20 protein-coding genes are annotated in these 14,667 nt (G+C 49.2%); all 20 read left to right on the top strand.

Going from position 1 to position 14,667, the window contains the following annotated elements; all coding sequences use genetic code 11:
* Positions 1-43 precede the first annotated feature (43 nt).
* Genes ACUN2T_RS04460 through ACUN2T_RS04555 form a run of 20 tightly spaced genes read left to right on the top strand, consistent with a single transcriptional unit; the run spans position 44 to position 14,429 of the window.
* Positions 44-496, top strand: a complete 453-nt coding sequence (locus ACUN2T_RS04460) for a head completion/stabilization protein (protein ID WP_445497799.1) — start codon at positions 44-46, stop codon at positions 494-496.
* Positions 493-990 carry a phage tail protein gene (locus ACUN2T_RS04465; protein ID WP_323840738.1) on the top strand — a complete coding sequence of 166 codons (498 nt, stop codon included), beginning with the start codon at positions 493-495 and terminating at the stop codon, positions 988-990. Before ACUN2T_RS04460 ends, ACUN2T_RS04465 begins: the two co-directional genes overlap by 4 nt.
* Positions 987-1,664 carry a hypothetical protein gene (locus tag ACUN2T_RS04470; RefSeq protein ID WP_445497800.1) on the top strand — a complete coding sequence of 226 codons (678 nt, stop codon included), beginning with the start codon at positions 987-989 and terminating at the stop codon, positions 1,662-1,664. The genes ACUN2T_RS04465 and ACUN2T_RS04470 overlap by 4 nt, the downstream gene beginning before the upstream one ends.
* A gap of 20 nt (positions 1,665-1,684) precedes the next feature.
* On the top strand, positions 1,685-2,809 hold the full coding sequence (locus ACUN2T_RS04475; protein ID WP_445497801.1) for a DUF2586 domain-containing protein: 1,125 nt from the start codon (positions 1,685-1,687) through the stop codon (positions 2,807-2,809).
* Complete coding sequence (locus ACUN2T_RS04480; RefSeq protein WP_065390430.1) at positions 2,806-3,261, top strand: phage protein; 456 nt, start codon at positions 2,806-2,808, stop codon at positions 3,259-3,261. The genes ACUN2T_RS04475 and ACUN2T_RS04480 overlap by 4 nt, the downstream gene beginning before the upstream one ends.
* A gap of 12 nt (positions 3,262-3,273) precedes the next feature.
* The gene (locus ACUN2T_RS04485; RefSeq protein WP_046975131.1) at positions 3,274-3,567 is read left to right on the top strand and encodes a phage holin family protein; all 294 of its coding nucleotides are present in this window, start codon (positions 3,274-3,276) and stop codon (positions 3,565-3,567) included.
* Complete coding sequence (locus tag ACUN2T_RS04490) at positions 3,564-3,902, top strand: M15 family metallopeptidase (RefSeq protein WP_445496432.1); 339 nt, start codon at positions 3,564-3,566, stop codon at positions 3,900-3,902. The genes ACUN2T_RS04485 and ACUN2T_RS04490 overlap by 4 nt, the downstream gene beginning before the upstream one ends.
* Positions 3,899-4,291 (top strand): hypothetical protein, encoded by a 393-nt coding sequence (locus ACUN2T_RS04495; protein WP_445496433.1) that lies wholly within the window; start codon positions 3,899-3,901, stop codon positions 4,289-4,291. Before ACUN2T_RS04490 ends, ACUN2T_RS04495 begins: the two co-directional genes overlap by 4 nt.
* Complete coding sequence (locus ACUN2T_RS04500) at positions 4,212-4,409, top strand: hypothetical protein (RefSeq protein ID WP_323840742.1); 198 nt, start codon at positions 4,212-4,214, stop codon at positions 4,407-4,409. Before ACUN2T_RS04495 ends, ACUN2T_RS04500 begins: the two co-directional genes overlap by 80 nt.
* Positions 4,393-4,662, top strand: a complete 270-nt coding sequence (locus tag ACUN2T_RS04505) for a putative phage tail assembly chaperone (RefSeq protein ID WP_445496434.1) — start codon at positions 4,393-4,395, stop codon at positions 4,660-4,662. Before ACUN2T_RS04500 ends, ACUN2T_RS04505 begins: the two co-directional genes overlap by 17 nt.
* Before the next feature lie 50 nt (positions 4,663-4,712).
* Positions 4,713-4,853: a DUF6890 family protein gene (locus ACUN2T_RS04510; protein WP_323840655.1), complete on the top strand. Its 141-nt coding sequence runs from the start codon at positions 4,713-4,715 to the stop codon at positions 4,851-4,853.
* Positions 4,850-6,955 (top strand): phage tail tape measure protein, encoded by a 2,106-nt coding sequence (locus ACUN2T_RS04515; protein ID WP_445496435.1) that lies wholly within the window; start codon positions 4,850-4,852, stop codon positions 6,953-6,955. Before ACUN2T_RS04510 ends, ACUN2T_RS04515 begins: the two co-directional genes overlap by 4 nt.
* Positions 6,948-7,295: a DUF2590 family protein gene (locus tag ACUN2T_RS04520; RefSeq protein WP_445496436.1), complete on the top strand. Its 348-nt coding sequence runs from the start codon at positions 6,948-6,950 to the stop codon at positions 7,293-7,295. Before ACUN2T_RS04515 ends, ACUN2T_RS04520 begins: the two co-directional genes overlap by 8 nt.
* Positions 7,273-8,457, top strand: coding sequence for a baseplate J/gp47 family protein (locus tag ACUN2T_RS04525; protein ID WP_445496437.1), 1,185 nt, complete (start codon positions 7,273-7,275; stop codon positions 8,455-8,457). Before ACUN2T_RS04520 ends, ACUN2T_RS04525 begins: the two co-directional genes overlap by 23 nt.
* Positions 8,450-9,106: a phage tail protein gene (locus ACUN2T_RS04530; protein ID WP_445496438.1), complete on the top strand. Its 657-nt coding sequence runs from the start codon at positions 8,450-8,452 to the stop codon at positions 9,104-9,106. The genes ACUN2T_RS04525 and ACUN2T_RS04530 overlap by 8 nt, the downstream gene beginning before the upstream one ends.
* 9 nt (positions 9,107-9,115) lie before the next feature.
* On the top strand, positions 9,116-10,924 hold the full coding sequence (locus ACUN2T_RS04535) for a phage tail-collar fiber domain-containing protein (protein WP_445496439.1): 1,809 nt from the start codon (positions 9,116-9,118) through the stop codon (positions 10,922-10,924).
* Positions 10,924-11,544: a tail fiber assembly protein gene (locus ACUN2T_RS04540; protein WP_323840649.1), complete on the top strand. Its 621-nt coding sequence runs from the start codon at positions 10,924-10,926 to the stop codon at positions 11,542-11,544. The genes ACUN2T_RS04535 and ACUN2T_RS04540 overlap by 1 nt, the downstream gene beginning before the upstream one ends.
* Positions 11,544-12,272, top strand: coding sequence for a hypothetical protein (locus ACUN2T_RS04545; protein WP_445496440.1), 729 nt, complete (start codon positions 11,544-11,546; stop codon positions 12,270-12,272). The genes ACUN2T_RS04540 and ACUN2T_RS04545 overlap by 1 nt, the downstream gene beginning before the upstream one ends.
* A complete protein-coding gene (locus tag ACUN2T_RS04550; RefSeq protein ID WP_445496441.1) occupies positions 12,244-12,780 on the top strand; it encodes a baseplate complex protein in 537 nt (178 codons plus the stop codon). Before ACUN2T_RS04545 ends, ACUN2T_RS04550 begins: the two co-directional genes overlap by 29 nt.
* Positions 12,780-14,429: a hypothetical protein gene (locus ACUN2T_RS04555; RefSeq protein WP_445496442.1), complete on the top strand. Its 1,650-nt coding sequence runs from the start codon at positions 12,780-12,782 to the stop codon at positions 14,427-14,429. The genes ACUN2T_RS04550 and ACUN2T_RS04555 overlap by 1 nt, the downstream gene beginning before the upstream one ends.
* Positions 14,430-14,667: the final 238 nt, after the last annotated feature.

Consider the following 14,667-nt stretch of genomic DNA (forward strand, 5'->3'; position numbering starts at 1 on the left):
TGGAAACCGGGCTGCCCGCTTTTTTATGGATGAGAGAGGCGAGATGTTTAGTGGCAACCCCCTTGATTATCGGGATGAACCGTTGACCAATGACGGTTTTTGGCCGGATTTGAATCTGCGCGAATTTCAGGTGAACCGCAATATTCCGGCTGACTTAGATAATGACCTGTTAGCCTATGCCCTGCTGGCAAGTGCCGCTGAAATCAATCTTGACTTACAGCGTCTGAAAGTCCGATTGCAGGCAAAAGGCTATCAGAAAGCGGCCAATGTGCCAGGCATTGCTATCAATGGCGTTAATGCGTTAGTGGGTCAGTATAAAAAGGCGGTTTATGCCAGGGCAAAAGCGGATCTGTTGGGGGAATACACAGCTATTGTTAGTCGTGCCCCTCATCCGCCACAAGAAAGTTCTGAACTACGTCCCCGTTTATTAGCAGAAGCGGCTTTTGTTATCCGCAATATGAAGGGATACGGTCGCACAACGGTACGCATGATATGAGCAAATTACATCATTTAACGGCATTTTTGCGGGAAAACCTGCCAGAACGTCTCTGTAAGATAGAATTTACCAGTGAAATGGATGAAATTCGTTTCATTCCTGCGCAACGGGATTTAGGTCTGGGGCAATACCAGATGTTTATCCAGCAGTATGAGGCGGTGATTGCCTGGGGGCGTTTCCCATACCGAGAGTTTGATCCGCGATATGTCCCATTGTTAATAGATGTGTGGCTGACTGAGCAGGGCAATGATTTAGGGGATGCCAATCTGGAGCCGGAACGGCCAGCGATGACCGTTGAAGTGGATGAGGAAACCGCTGTAGTTGTGGTGTCGTTGTCACTGTCAGAGCCTGTTGTCATGCGTGAAGATAAAAACGGCATCGTCCCCTTTGAGGGTAAGCGCTGGAGGCTGGCTGATACTGAAATCTGGTTTGCTGAAAAGGGTGTTGTGCATAGTGTGAATGAGTCAGGGGCACCCGTTGGACAAAGCCAATAATGATGCAGGGGCAGTTAAACCGAAATCAGTTTAAGGCACTGCAAAACGCACTGAGTGACCTTGAACTACCCTCGAAAAAGCGCCAACGCCTGTTATGGCGGATTGCGAAATACGGGGTGATCCCGGCGGCAAAACGCCATGTGCGCAATCAGCAATCACCGGATGGCGGGCGATGGACGGCCAGAAAAAGCCCGTGGCGCAAGAAAATGCTCAGGAACATGCCGAAGCTCTTGCATATTCGGGAAATGCCGGAAAATAACGCCGTGCGCATTTACCTGCAAGGCGGGCATTACCGGAATGGAAAACAACAAGTTCCTGCGGGTGTTGTGGGGTATGCACAGCAAAACGGGATGCGTATTCAGGTCAGTCGGCGGCAAGTACAAAAGCGCGTTGATCGTGAGCGCATGGCAACCATTAAGCAGGCGAAAAAACTGCGGGATTTGGGTTATCAGGTTAAGAAGGGTAAACGCTGGCGTAAGCCCCCGATAAAGGAAATTACCGCCAATATGAAATTTATTCAGGCAGGGGTATTGATCCGCGAACTGAGCGGCGGGACGGTTAAACGTTCATGGACGATTGAAGTTCCTGCCCGTAAGTTCTTAGGTATTAATGATGAAGAATTCAGTCAAGCGCTGGTTCGCCAGTTGCAAGGCATGGGATACGGTGTGGGTTAAGCGCATTGATAAGGGATTAAATTATGTGGCCACATGTTCAGGTTAACCAGGTTAATCAATTGCAAGGCGAAACCAGGGAAATTGAGCGAGTCTTGCTTTTCGTTGGGACGGGAAAAACCAACGTAGGTAAAACTATTGCGGTTAATACCCAGACGGACTTTGATTCTGTACTGGGAGCGGCACAAACCGTCCTCAAACGTCATGTACTGGCCGCAATGGCAAATGCGGGGCAAAACTGGTCCGGGTATATCCATGTATTGTCGGAATCAGAGGATGAATTGGCGTTTGTTGGGGCGGTGACGTCGGCGCAGCGTATAGCCAGTATTGAGGGCTATACGCTGACGGTCGGCGCAACCAAAGCCATCATTAAAGCCGCGAAAACTTTGCGAGCCAACACGATGGCTAAATTTGGTCGCTGGCAGTGGGCCATTCTGGCGGTTGATGGCACACAGGCAAAAGAGATTTGGGCGGATTATGTCACTCGCCTGGCAGAGCTACAAAAGGGCGAAGCCGTGGCATCGGTGCAACTGGTGCCGTGTTTGTGGGGCAATGAGGCGGGCGTGCTGGCCGGGCGATTATGCAACCGCGCCGTCACCGTGGCGGACAGTCCCGCACGGGTACAAACCGGGGCGTTGATGGATTTGGGTTCAACCGATTTTCCAAAAGATGGCACAGGTCAGCCGATTGATCTGGCAACCTTGCAGGCATTGGAAAAACTGCGTTTCAGTGTGCCGATGTGGTATCCCGATTATGATGGCATGTATTGGTCAGATGGCCGCACATTGGACGTAGAAGGCGGAGACTACCAGAGTATCGAAAACTTGCGGGTTGTCGATAAAGTAGCGCGTCGAGTGCGCTTGCAGGCTATCGCTAAAATTGCCGACCGTAGCTTAAACAGCACGCCGGGCAGTGTCGCAACGCATCAGGCATACTTCGCCCGTACCTTGCGTGAAATGTCGCGCAGTACCGAGATTAACGGCGTGACTTTTCCGGGGGAAGTGAAATCGCCGAAAGATGGAGATGTGGTGATTACATGGCGCAATAAAAACACGGTGGAAATTTATATCACTGTCCGCACTTACGAATGTCCGAAAGGGATCTCCGTCAGTCTGTTGCTGGATAGCAGTCTGGAGAAAATCGCATGAGCAAACGTATTTCAGGCCAGTCGGTTGATTTTAATATGGACGGGGATCTGGTTCATGCGGAAAAGGTCAATCTGTCCATTACGGACAACACCGCCGCCGCCCAAACACAGGGTGTACCGGATGGCTATATTTCCGGTGATGTGGCGGCAGAAGGGGAGATTGAACTCAGTACCAAATATCTGGAGATTGTGACCGCTAAAGCGCGCACGGTGGGTTCATGGCGGGGTATTCAGCCCGTCGATTTGATGTGGTATGCCAAGGCCGGTAACGAAGAAATCAAAGTTGAGGCTTACGGCTGCAAGCTAATTGTCAGCGACATTCTGGACGTTGATCCGAAAGGCGGCAGTGTCATGACGCATAAAGTGAAATTTGTGGTGACCAGTCCCGATTTTGTGCGCATTAATGGCATTCCCTATCTGGAAGCAGAACTGACACAAAGCCTGATAGGGTAAAGAGGGGTGTTCATGGAAGAACATGAGAAAACCTTTGTGACGCTGGTGTTATTGGGGGCACTGATTGCGTTAGGAAAGATGCTAACAGGCGATGAGCCGATCACCCTGCGGCTTTTCATTGGCCGGATTATTTTAGGGTCGGCTGTGTCAGTGATGGCGGGGGTATTGCTGATTTGGTGGCCGGGCATCAGCCCGATAGCGGTGACAGGGATAGGCAGCGCATTAGGGATTGCTGGCTATCAGTTAATTGAAGTTTGGCTACGCAAGCGCGGCAGCGCTTTGTTAACAGGAAAGTTGAAGAAATGACACTGAGTGAAAAACAGCAATTATTTGCGGTACTGGTCGCACAATTGATCTTATGGGCGGACGAACGCGGTTATCGCCTGACTTTAGGCGAGGCTTATCATACACCAGAACAAGCGAAGTTAAACGCTCAGATAGGGAAAGGCATTGCCAATAGCTTGCATATTCAGCGGCTGGCGATAGATCTGAATTTATTTATCGGGTGCGAGTACCAGACAAACAGTCATGCTTATTTACCGTTAGGAGAATATTGGGAATCTCTTGGCGGCACGTGGGGTGGGCGATTTTCTCGACCAGACGGCAATCATTTCTCACTGGCGCATAATGGGGCGAAATGATGTTCAATACCCGGATGCTGTATTTGACTTTCCTTGCATTGGCATTCTGTGCAGGCTGGCGAGTAAACCATTATTACCGTGACAGTCTGGAACTGAACATCACGCGGGCAGCGGATGCTACAGGGGAAAAAATTCGGCAGGAACTGCAACACATTTCCAGTATATCCGCCCGACAATTGGAAAATAAGCTAGAAGGGATAGCCCATGCCGCCCCACGAGAGATTCATACTGAAATGGTTCGGCCTGTTTTTACTCATGTGTGTGTTAGCCCTGAATTTGTCAGGATGTACAACGATACAGCCGAAAGTATTGAACGAACACTATCAGGAAAACTTACTGACAAAATGTCAGGACAGATTACCCCGGCTGACGGGAACAACCGGAAATAATCTGGCAAATGTTATAATGGATTACTCCAAATTATATGGTCATTGCGCCGCACGGCATAATCAATTAGTGGATGAAATTAATAAAAGAAAGGAATTAATCTATGAGCAAAGAAAATAAAGTCATTACTTTAATTGTCGGTGAAAATGAAATTACATTCGAGCCGAATATTGTTGCTTATAATAGTATGATTAACGATATGGCAATGGATAATAAGGTTGTCCCCATTGTTACCTATTTGCGCCGTATTGTTCAGCCCGAGTCTAAATCAATTTTAGATGAATGGTTAAAAATACCTGGTGCCGCGATGCAAATCGTTGAAAAAGTCAATGCCGAATATGCGCCAAAACTGGAAATTGAAATAAAAAACTAAATACGCGGGTTAAATCCATTGATAACAGCCTGTTTGAACAAGCGTTAATATTGCGCTGTCATTATTTACCGAATGAGAACGATAATACGGACAATTTAGCCCGTGCAATTTGGCTGGATAATCGTTATTGGGAAAATATGCGAATCGCCACCGCGAATGGTATTGCATTGGCATTAAAGGGTGAACCATGAGGCAATTGGATTTTACATTAAGCCTAATTGATAAACTGACACAACCGCTTGCCAGTGCGAAAGCGGCTGTTTCTGGGTTTGCCAAAGCATCACAAACGGCGTTTGAAAAAATTGCAGTCGGCGGCGCAGGGTTAGCGGGGACATTTTGGTCAATTAAAGGGGTTCTTGATCCGGCTATTCAATGGGATGATGCGATGACAGAGGCATCACTTCAGGGGGTTGATAGTGGTGTGATGGCGAAAGTGGCGGCGGATGCCATGAAGTTCAGTTCATTGTATGGCAAGTCATCGATTGAATTTGTGCAATCAACGGCGGAAATCAGTAAGAAGATTAGCGAACTGTCACAAAATGACTTACCGCAGATGACTCACATCACCAATATCACCGCCGCCGCCCTGAAATCCAGCGCGGCAGATACGACTAAATATATGGGGCAGATGTTTTCGAATTTTTCCAGTCATGCCAAAGCCGTAGGGAATATTCAGTTTGCTGAGGAACTGGCGGGAAAAGCCATCATCATGTCGAAAACATTTGGTGCCAGTATGGAAGAAATTGCGGATTTGATGGAGGGGGCCCGCGCAGCAGGAACGCATTTTGGGGTAGGTATTGATGAACAATTGGTGGTATTGGGGGAATTGCACCGTTCATTGGGTACAGAGGCCAGTAGTGTTTATGAATCGTTTTTGACCGATGCCGCTGAGGGTGCGAAAAAACTTAGCATCAGCTTTGTTAATGTTTCTGGTCATATGCTAACCCTGCCGGAAATGTTGGAAAAGCTACAGGCCAAATATGGCAAAAGTATTGAGGGCAACCTTAGGGCACAAAAGGAAATTGAGGAGGCGTTTGGCGATTCCGCCATTGTCGTCAAACAATTGTATGGAAATGTGGATATGCTGCGTAAGAATATTTCGGCGTTAGGGGCCAATGATGGTCTGAAACGTGCTCGCGAAATGGCCGAGCGGATGGCGAACCCGTGGGCGCGGTTACACGCTATTTGGCAGAATATCCGCATTGCCGTAGGCTCAACAGTGCTCCCGGTTATCTCTTCACTGGTCAATAGGCTTGCCAATGCCGGTCAATTACTGGTGCGCTGGCTGAAACTGTTTCCCAATATCGCCCGCTGGATCGGTTATATCACTCTCGGTATTCTGAGTTTTGCCGCTGCGGGGGCTGCCGCCAATCTCGTAATGGGCGTATCTAAATTTATCTGGATTGGCCTTAAGGGGATTTGGGTGGCCTGTACGCTTGTCATGAAACTGGGTACGGCGGCGGTGTGGCTCTATAACGCGGCTATTATTGCATGGAACACCACATTACGCGTGTTACACGGGGTATTGCGGGCTGTCAGGATTGCGGCCTTTTTAGCGGGTATTTCATTCAGCTTCATGACCTGGCCGATCTTGCTGATTATTGCTGCTATTGCGTTGCTGGCTGTTGGCATTTATCTGCTTATCAGGCATTGGGATGCCATCAAAGCGGCCCTGATGAACACGACCGCCTTTAGGATGGTGGCGGCGTATGTGAAATGGGTTGGCGGGATATTCAGTGCGGTTTGGGGCGGGATCGCCGAGGGCTGGAATAACCTGTGTAACGGGTTTAGCCGTTTTTCACTGGCGGATACCTTTTCGGGCATTGTGGAGAATATCGGCAATATTTTCGGCGGCTTATGGGATTGGCTGATGAACTCCTTTTCCGATAGCTACCATTGGATTATCGATAAATTAAATAATATTCCCGGTATCAATATTGAAACCCAGGCTATTGAAAAAACAGTCGCTGAACCAATGGGAAAAGCGACGGTTCCTAATATGGGCATAGGAGAAAATCCCCCAAAATTGATGACGCAATCCAAGGGTATTTTTCAGGGGCAACCTCAATCCATGATCCAGCCTGTGCAAGCGATTAAACCGCCAGAAAACGAGCGTGTATTAACGGGCGGGAAAAAGCAGGGTATCGGCAAGCATGGCCTGATAAAAGGGATAACAACCCATTCACAGACCATCAATGATAACAGTCGCCGAATTGAAAATGTGACGTTGAATATTTCCAACGGCATGACACCGGAGCAATTAACGGAATGGGAGCAAGTGGCATATGGATGAGCCGAAATACATTGATTTGTTCATTAACGAGCGCAATTTCACACTCAATTCAGGGAATGAGCCACGTTTCTGTCATAACCGTGTTTCCATCGGTCAGGATTGTGTACACGCCATTATTGAAAGTGGTCTGGCAACGAAACTTATTGCCGAACGCAGTCCAACGCTACGGGCAGACATTCACACACAGATAGGCATACTGGTCGAAGACGATGAGCGGATTATTCCGGGAACCGTCATCATTAATGAAGAATCACCCATTAAGTTATGGATAACCGCCGAAACTTATGATTTTGGCCGTATTAACGTGAGTGTGAGCAGTGGAAACGAAACCGACGATTGATTATGAAAAGGTCTTACGTGATAGCGGGATGCCAACCACGGAAGCCGATATCAGCACGGCATTCGCTAAAGTGGTCGATGAAGCCGGGTTGGTGACCAACACCTCGCGGATGTCCCCGTTTTGGCGGCTGATTGACACCCTAGTGATACGCCCTGTGTTATGGCTGAAAGCGGTGTTAATCCATGTCACCTTAAAAAATATGTACTTGGCGACCGCATCGGGCACATGGCTGGATATGTTTGCGTGGGGCGTCAACCTGAAACGTAAACCCGCATCCGCTGCGCAGGGTGTGCTCCGCTTCTATAAAACCGCAGGTGCATCGATGGTGACCGTGCCCGCCGGAACGGTGATCCAGACCGAACGCATTAATGGCGAAATCTATCGCGTCAGCACCACGGAAAGCGTAGTGATGGCCGATGATGTGTCCAGTGCCTTATTGCCTGTCAGAGCAGAAGCCGCAGGCGGTGCTTTCAACCTGGCCCCCGGTTATTTTCGTCTCCTGCCCGTGGCAGTGTCCGGCATTGAGCGAGTACAGAATGAAGAGGGGTGGCTATTGATGCCCGGTTCAGATGCCGAATCCGATGATGATTTGCGCGACCGCTGCCGCAACCAATATAACTGGGTGGGCAACTATCATACTGATGCGGTTTACCGTGGCATGATTGCCGCTGTGGCAGGCTTAAGCATTGACCGCATTTTTTTCCTGCATGATGCGCCTCGCGGCACCGGAACGGCAAACGCCTATTTGTTGCTGGATTCTGGGATCATCAGCCAGCCCTTTATTGAGGCAGTGAACGATTATATCACCCATCAGGGGCATCATGGGCATGGGGATGATATGCAGTGTCTGCCGATGCCTGAAACGCACCATGAATTATTGGTCACGCTGTTTGTAGCAAATCTGGCGAACTACAGCCAGGAACAGGCAACAACATTAAAAACGGATGTTGAAAACCTGATCCGCTGCGCCTTTCGGGAAAATAGGGAATATCACGTGAAAAAAACCTGGCCGTATGCCCGATTTTCCTTTTCCAACCTGGGGCGAGAAATACACCGTGAATTTGCCGAGATTGAATCACTGACTTTTTCATTGGGTGACATTCTGAGTGATTTAAGTGTGCCCAGGCTGCAATCACTGATAATTGAGGTGAAGCATGTCTGAATTCAGGGAACGACTCAAGCGGCTGGCCTTGCCGTCATGGATGGATAAGGGAGAACCCGCCAAACTGCTTTGGGCCGCGCGTGAGTTCTGGTTAATGATTTACCGCTGGCTGACATGGCCGTTAGCTCAATTGGACGCGGAAACTTGTTCGGCGGAATTACTGCCGATGCTGGCCTATCAGCGGGATATTCAGCGCTTTAACGGTGAACCGCTGACATTATTTCGTAAACGGGTGAAATACGCGTTTATTAATGCCAGAGAGGCGGGCAGTGTCGCGGGATTTATCGCTATCTTTGAACGTTTAGGTGTCGGCCATGTTGAAGTACTGGAACGACAACCGGCGATAGATTGGGATGTGATTATTTTGCGCGTCAGTGACGGACAAGTCGCTGAAAATCCTGATTTGCTGATGAGCATCATTCGTCAGTATGGCCGTACTTGCCGCCACTACCGTTTTGAAGTGATGGCGAATAATAAACTGTTTATGCGTGTGGGCAGTTTAGGCGCGGAATATTGCTGTTATTACGCGGCCATGCCCTCGCCGTCCCTGCTATTAAAAGTGGGTTACATGTCGGGTGAGTCCGTTTTTGATAGTGCCAGTTTAAAGGCGATTACCGTATCTAATATGACCTACGGTGCATCATTATAAGGAAATAATATGGCGTCAGTGATTACAGTAGACTTTGAAAAATGGAAAGCGCAGCAGGCCGCGGCGGGAAAGCCCGTGGTTTTGGATGAGTTTGTTTTTGCTTATGTGCCGGATTTAGATCCCGCTCTTGCCATCAATCGCGATGAGACATTACCCGCAGAAAGTCATATTGTGCATCGTCAGGCTGTGAACAAAACAGGGTTAGCGAGTGAAAACGCGGTAGCCTACAGTGTCACATTGGGAACGGAAGTCGGTCATTTTGATTTTAACTGGATTGGCCTGATAAATAAGGCTTCTGGCATTATTGGCATGCTTACCCATGCCCCAGCTCAGAAAAAAATTAAGACCGCGAACGGATTACAGGGAAATGTGCTGACTCGCTCTTTTTTACTGGAGTTTGAAGGGGCAGCTAAAGAGACCGCTATTACGACCACGGCGGAAACCTGGCAGATTGATTTTACCGCCCGTTTATCTGGCATCGATGAAATGCAGCGCCTGATGAATACTGACAGTTACGGTGAGGCGGCGTTTTTCGGTGATGGGTTTTCCGTGGTTCGTCGTGGTGACCGGTACACGGTCAAAAGGGGGCTGGCTTATATCGGCGGGTTGCGGGGTGAGTTGGCGTTTGACCAAACATTTAACCGCCTGCGCGATACCCGCGTTTATGCGGATTTTAGCTATCAAGGCAATGTGGTCAGCCAGTGGAAAACCGTTGTTCATATCACCGCCGCCAATGATCTTAAAAACTACATCGATGCGGCAGGGTATCCGCATTATGTCTTTGCGGTTGCGGGTATTGATGGTCACGGTGATGTGCTGGATTTGCGCATTAACGGGTCATTGAATGACCGTGATATTGCCGCTATTCATCAAGAGATTGATAGCGTGAAACGGGAATATGCGACTCAGCAGGCATTGGAAAGTGGTCTGCATGGGAAACAGCCGAAAGGGGACTATGCCACTAGTGCAGCATTAACCGTTGTCAGCGAAAACGCCAATAGTCGCCTGGCTAAAAACCAGAACGGCGCAGATATTCCCAATAAGAGTGAATTTGTCAAAAATATCGGTTTAGTGGAAACCGTCGAACAGGCAATGAATGCTGTACCGAATGACAGGAGAATTAACGGGAAATTGCTATCGTCTGATATCAGTTTGATGGCGAGTGATGTTGGTGCCTATCACCAGACTACCTATATGACTGAGCTACCTGGCAGACATTATTCAGGGCCATTTTCTTGTGGTCGGGAAAATGGATGGGCCAAAGGGGTGAGTATCGGTATAGGGGGTGACACGGGGCAAATTTGGATTGATGCCGATGCACAGTTGCACACCAGATTTCTCAATGCTAACGGTGCCGTAGAGCAAAAGATTACGATAGGTATCCCGATTGGCGCTACTATCGAATGGCATGCGGCTGCGCCGATACCTGCCGGATATGAACCCAATGAGGGGCGCTCATTCCGGGCGGCAGATTACCCTGAGCTTGCCAAAATTTTTCCCGACCTGAAATTACCCGATGACAGGGGGCTGTTTAAGCGTGGTTTAGATAGAGGGCGGGGACTAGATTCTGGTCGTTCGCTAGGGAGTGTTCAGGGGGACGCGATCAGAAATATCACGGGATCATTAGGTAATCCCACTATTGAGAGCGGGAGCAACGCCTCTGGTGCATTCAGTTACCAATATAAGGCAGGCGGTCGCGCAGCCGGTGCCGGTGGTGGGGTGATTTCATGGACATTTGACGCATCCAGAGTGGTCCCGACCGCAAATGAAAACCGGCCTGTCAACAAGTCAGTGATTTATATTACGAGGGTAAAGTAATGACTAAATACAGCGCAGATATTCAAATGGCCCGGTTTGATGAGGATGGGTTAGCTATTGTTAGCGGATGGGTTGCGGTTTATCGTTGTCATCCTGAAACACGGGAATATATTGGGGCCGATATGGATCGCGTGTCACGCGGTTTTTCTGTTGCGGCTAATGCGTATCTGGATGCGCCTGAATTACCTGACACGCATGATGTTGCGATTTGTCGTAGCATAGATGAAAAATCCTGGCGACATGTGCCTGACTATCGGGGTAAAACGGCGTATGCAACCGATACAGGCCAGCCGATCAATGTTACCGCCCTCGGCGCGTTGCCAGATAATCTTACCCTGCAATCACCCCAAACCCCCTTTGATAAGTGGCAGAATAAGCAATGGGTCACAGATAAATCAGCCCTAAAATCTCATCAAATTGAACAGGCTGAACAGCAAAAAATCGCGCGACAGCAACAGGCAGATGCGGCAATTAAACCCTTACAGGATGCCATTGATCTGGATATCGCCACGGATGCCGAAAAATCAGCGCTCGTGGAATGGAAAAAATATCGTGTGCGGGTGAACAGAGTAGACTTTTCTACTGCCCCCGATATCAACTGGCCTGAGCAACCCGCGTGATGAATTGGCAACGGAAAATGGTGCGCATCTCCCCGAATATGATGGGGATGCATTGCGCGATGTTGTCCGTTCATCCGTTCGTATACGGTATCGGACAGAAAGCGGACAGCGGTCACTACCTGAGTCCGGCAAACGCTATCAATTATCTGGCAAATAAAATCCGGGGAACGGGAAACATGAGCGCGGTGGTACTCATGATCTGCGCGAAGACGCATAATGAATTTATCCAGCATTTAACCCAATTTTCAGCGGTGTTGCCGTTGCCGGTATTTTCTCAGGTCACCCGTATGGCAAAGACAGCGGAACGTCTGGCGATCACCAGAATGCAATTGCCTGGGAAACCGGGCAGCGGTTTGCCTCCGTTGCAACCATTTTCAACATCAACCAGCCGCATAGCTGTGAATGCGCAATTGATTGCACAGGCTAAAACACAGGTTAGTGTCGGCAGCAGCATTGCGGGATTGAAATCACAATTAACAAACTTCACGACGGCAAGACAGAACGCCTTACAACACGTTACTGCCGCTCTGAATGGCGTCAGGAGCAAATCGGCCCGTGTCTGGGCATTCTCAGGGAAAGGGAATGCCGCATTACTGGCCGAAAAACTGCGTCAGGATATCCCCGAACAGGACGCCGTTTACACGCTGGCGACATTATTTGCCGGGGACGATATTCGCGCATTAGAAAGGATGCTACACAATGAGCCAAATTATCACACTGGCCCTTGATGGCGAGGCCATCCCATTAAAAAGTCTGATCGTAACCCCGTCGGTGGTATTTCAGGACACAGACCAAAGCGGCCAGTCATCCAGTACCGCCGTAGCGGAGCAAGGCATTAAGCCCAAGGAGTTACGTGTTACGGGGATCATTCCGTTTACTGAGCAAAAAACGCTGTCACGCCTGTTTGCACTGGCGGAGACCAAAGAGAAGGGAAATCTGAAACGTTATCGTGTCGCTAACCTGACCGCAGGTGCTATCAACTTTCGTATCGGGACATTCACCCATACCATTGATGCCAGTAAGATCGACGGTAAACAGGCATGGCAGGTCACATTTACTTTACGTGAACATTTATCCGTTGCTGAGAAACGTGATGCCCGCGCTGCCGATAATATTCAGGCCAGAAAGCAAACAGGTCAGGGGGCAGCCGCAGCAAAAGAAGCGCCGGAAAAATTAAGCTGGTTTGAAAGCAAAGTCCTGAAGCCCATCAATGACAAAATAGGACCGGCTAAATAATGACACCGATTAACCGGCTCTATCTTTCCGGTGATGAAATTCACCTGGTTGACGCCAATATTATGTTGGAACTGGCATCCTGTGGTCGTGGCTTTATCACGGCGGAGACGACAACGGACTACACCGGAAAACTGGTGCGGCTGGACGTGGGTTACACGGATTTGGTATTACGCTGGTTTACGGGTTATGTGGCACGCTCACAGCCAGCCCAAAACGGTTATCAGCGTCTTTTTGTGCGTGAACTGGTTGGTGTGTTTGACCGATTATGGTCGTGTTCATTTCAGCATCCAACACTGAGCCAGATTGTGGATTGGTTGCAGGAGTACAGCGGACTCACCTTCACATTGCCGGATGCCCCTTATACAGAGACACCTATCCCGCATTTTACCCATCATGGTACCGGCTATCAGTTGCTGGCTAATCTTGAGCAGGTTTTTTCGATTGAGGATTATCTCTGGTATCAGTTGCCGGATGGTTCGGTTTATGTGGGCAGCGGGGCGCATTCGATGTTTGCGGGGAAACCGGTCGATATTTCGAATGCATTTAGCCAGCGTCAGTCCGCGGGCAATGCGATGACCATTCCCATGATCCCATCGTTGCGCCCAGGCGTGGTGATCAACCAGCACCGGTTGAACAAGGTCAATCTGAACAATGAAAACATGGTCATTACATGGGAAGCCGTCAACAAACTGACCGGTCAGTCGCAGACCAAAACGCCAATGCAGCGTCAGATTGATGCCGCTTACCCCGAATTATCGGCAGGGCTGCATTTACCCAAATTTGCCCGCATTGAGGCACACCCTGAAAACACGGTCAGCGGCGATATCTCCGACCCATTCCGGCCACGCTATGCGGTTGATGTGCAATTATTGGCTGATGATGGTCAGGATGCCGCGGTTCCTGTTTACCACGCGGTTCCGCTGCCTTTGCCGATGGCGGGCAGTGAGTCCGGTATGTTCCAATATCCGCCAGTCGGAACGGTGGTTGAAATCGCCTTTGAGGCAGGCAGACCGGATAAGCCCTTTATCCGGCAGACATTAAGCCAGGGTAATACCTTGCCCGATATCAAGCCAGGCGAACAATTGCAGCAGCAGCGGGCGGAAGTCTCGCAGAGAGTGACTCAGGAAGGGCATTGGATCCGTCAGACTGACCAAACTATTGATGAATCGTCCATGCACCGTGAAGTCAGGGCAGACACGGAAACACGTAACGTCGTTGTACGGGAAACCACAATACAGGCCACGGATAAAACCACGGTTTTGGGCACGTCTACGCTATTGGCGGGCACCGTTCAGCAAATTGCAGACGGTGACTATAGTATGGCGACCTCATCAAATTTCGTTGCCAGTGTAGGGAAAGAGGCCAATATTGAAGTCGGGCAAAAGCTGATAGAGAAGATTGGTCTGCTTAAGCAGAGCATCGCCGGTGCCAGGCAAGAAATCGTCGCGCCCGTGGTTTGGGTGGGCAGCCAGCAAATCAATGTCATGACCTTGATGTTAGAGACGTTGGATGTGGTTAAAGCACTGGCGGAACAGACTGCCGCCCATACTCACCACAACACAGGTATGCCGGAGAACGCCAGCGCGATAAGGAACACGGGCTATAAATCGGATGGGCTGAAACAGAAGTATTCACCTGTGATTGGTTGAATATCATTCCATTTGTATGAGCTTTTTTACGCTATGACATAGGTTGATAACACCTTTTTTAAGGTGTAGACTGATTATGTTAGCAGGAGAATGTCGCGCTAGAACCGAGGCTACCAATCTCGTATAGCACAAAGACAAACTGCCCTATCCAAGGGTTAAAATAAAAAACCAACCTCACCAGTTGGTTTTTTATTTTTATCTACTCATCATTTTAATTGATTGAATCATTTGAAAATAA

The sequence above is a fragment of the Photorhabdus machadonis genome (assembly GCF_052657765.1).

Coding starts and splice junctions, on each gene's coding strand:
- ACUN2T_RS04460 (WP_445497799.1), top strand. CDS start 44: ATGTTTAGTGGCAACCCCCTTGATTATCGGGATGAACCGTTGACCAAT.
- ACUN2T_RS04465 (WP_323840738.1), top strand. CDS start 493: ATGAGCAAATTACATCATTTAACGGCATTTTTGCGGGAAAACCTGCCA.
- ACUN2T_RS04480 (WP_065390430.1), top strand. CDS start 2,806: ATGAGCAAACGTATTTCAGGCCAGTCGGTTGATTTTAATATGGACGGG.
- ACUN2T_RS04485 (WP_046975131.1), top strand. CDS start 3,274: ATGGAAGAACATGAGAAAACCTTTGTGACGCTGGTGTTATTGGGGGCA.
- ACUN2T_RS04490 (WP_445496432.1), top strand. CDS start 3,564: ATGACACTGAGTGAAAAACAGCAATTATTTGCGGTACTGGTCGCACAA.
- ACUN2T_RS04495 (WP_445496433.1), top strand. CDS start 3,899: ATGATGTTCAATACCCGGATGCTGTATTTGACTTTCCTTGCATTGGCA.
- ACUN2T_RS04505 (WP_445496434.1), top strand. CDS start 4,393: ATGAGCAAAGAAAATAAAGTCATTACTTTAATTGTCGGTGAAAATGAA.
- ACUN2T_RS04515 (WP_445496435.1), top strand. CDS start 4,850: ATGAGGCAATTGGATTTTACATTAAGCCTAATTGATAAACTGACACAA.
- ACUN2T_RS04520 (WP_445496436.1), top strand. CDS start 6,948: ATGGATGAGCCGAAATACATTGATTTGTTCATTAACGAGCGCAATTTC.
- ACUN2T_RS04530 (WP_445496438.1), top strand. CDS start 8,450: ATGTCTGAATTCAGGGAACGACTCAAGCGGCTGGCCTTGCCGTCATGG.
- ACUN2T_RS04535 (WP_445496439.1), top strand. CDS start 9,116: ATGGCGTCAGTGATTACAGTAGACTTTGAAAAATGGAAAGCGCAGCAG.
- ACUN2T_RS04540 (WP_323840649.1), top strand. CDS start 10,924: ATGACTAAATACAGCGCAGATATTCAAATGGCCCGGTTTGATGAGGAT.
- ACUN2T_RS04545 (WP_445496440.1), top strand. CDS start 11,544: ATGAATTGGCAACGGAAAATGGTGCGCATCTCCCCGAATATGATGGGG.
- ACUN2T_RS04550 (WP_445496441.1), top strand. CDS start 12,244: ATGAGCCAAATTATCACACTGGCCCTTGATGGCGAGGCCATCCCATTA.
- ACUN2T_RS04555 (WP_445496442.1), top strand. CDS start 12,780: ATGACACCGATTAACCGGCTCTATCTTTCCGGTGATGAAATTCACCTG.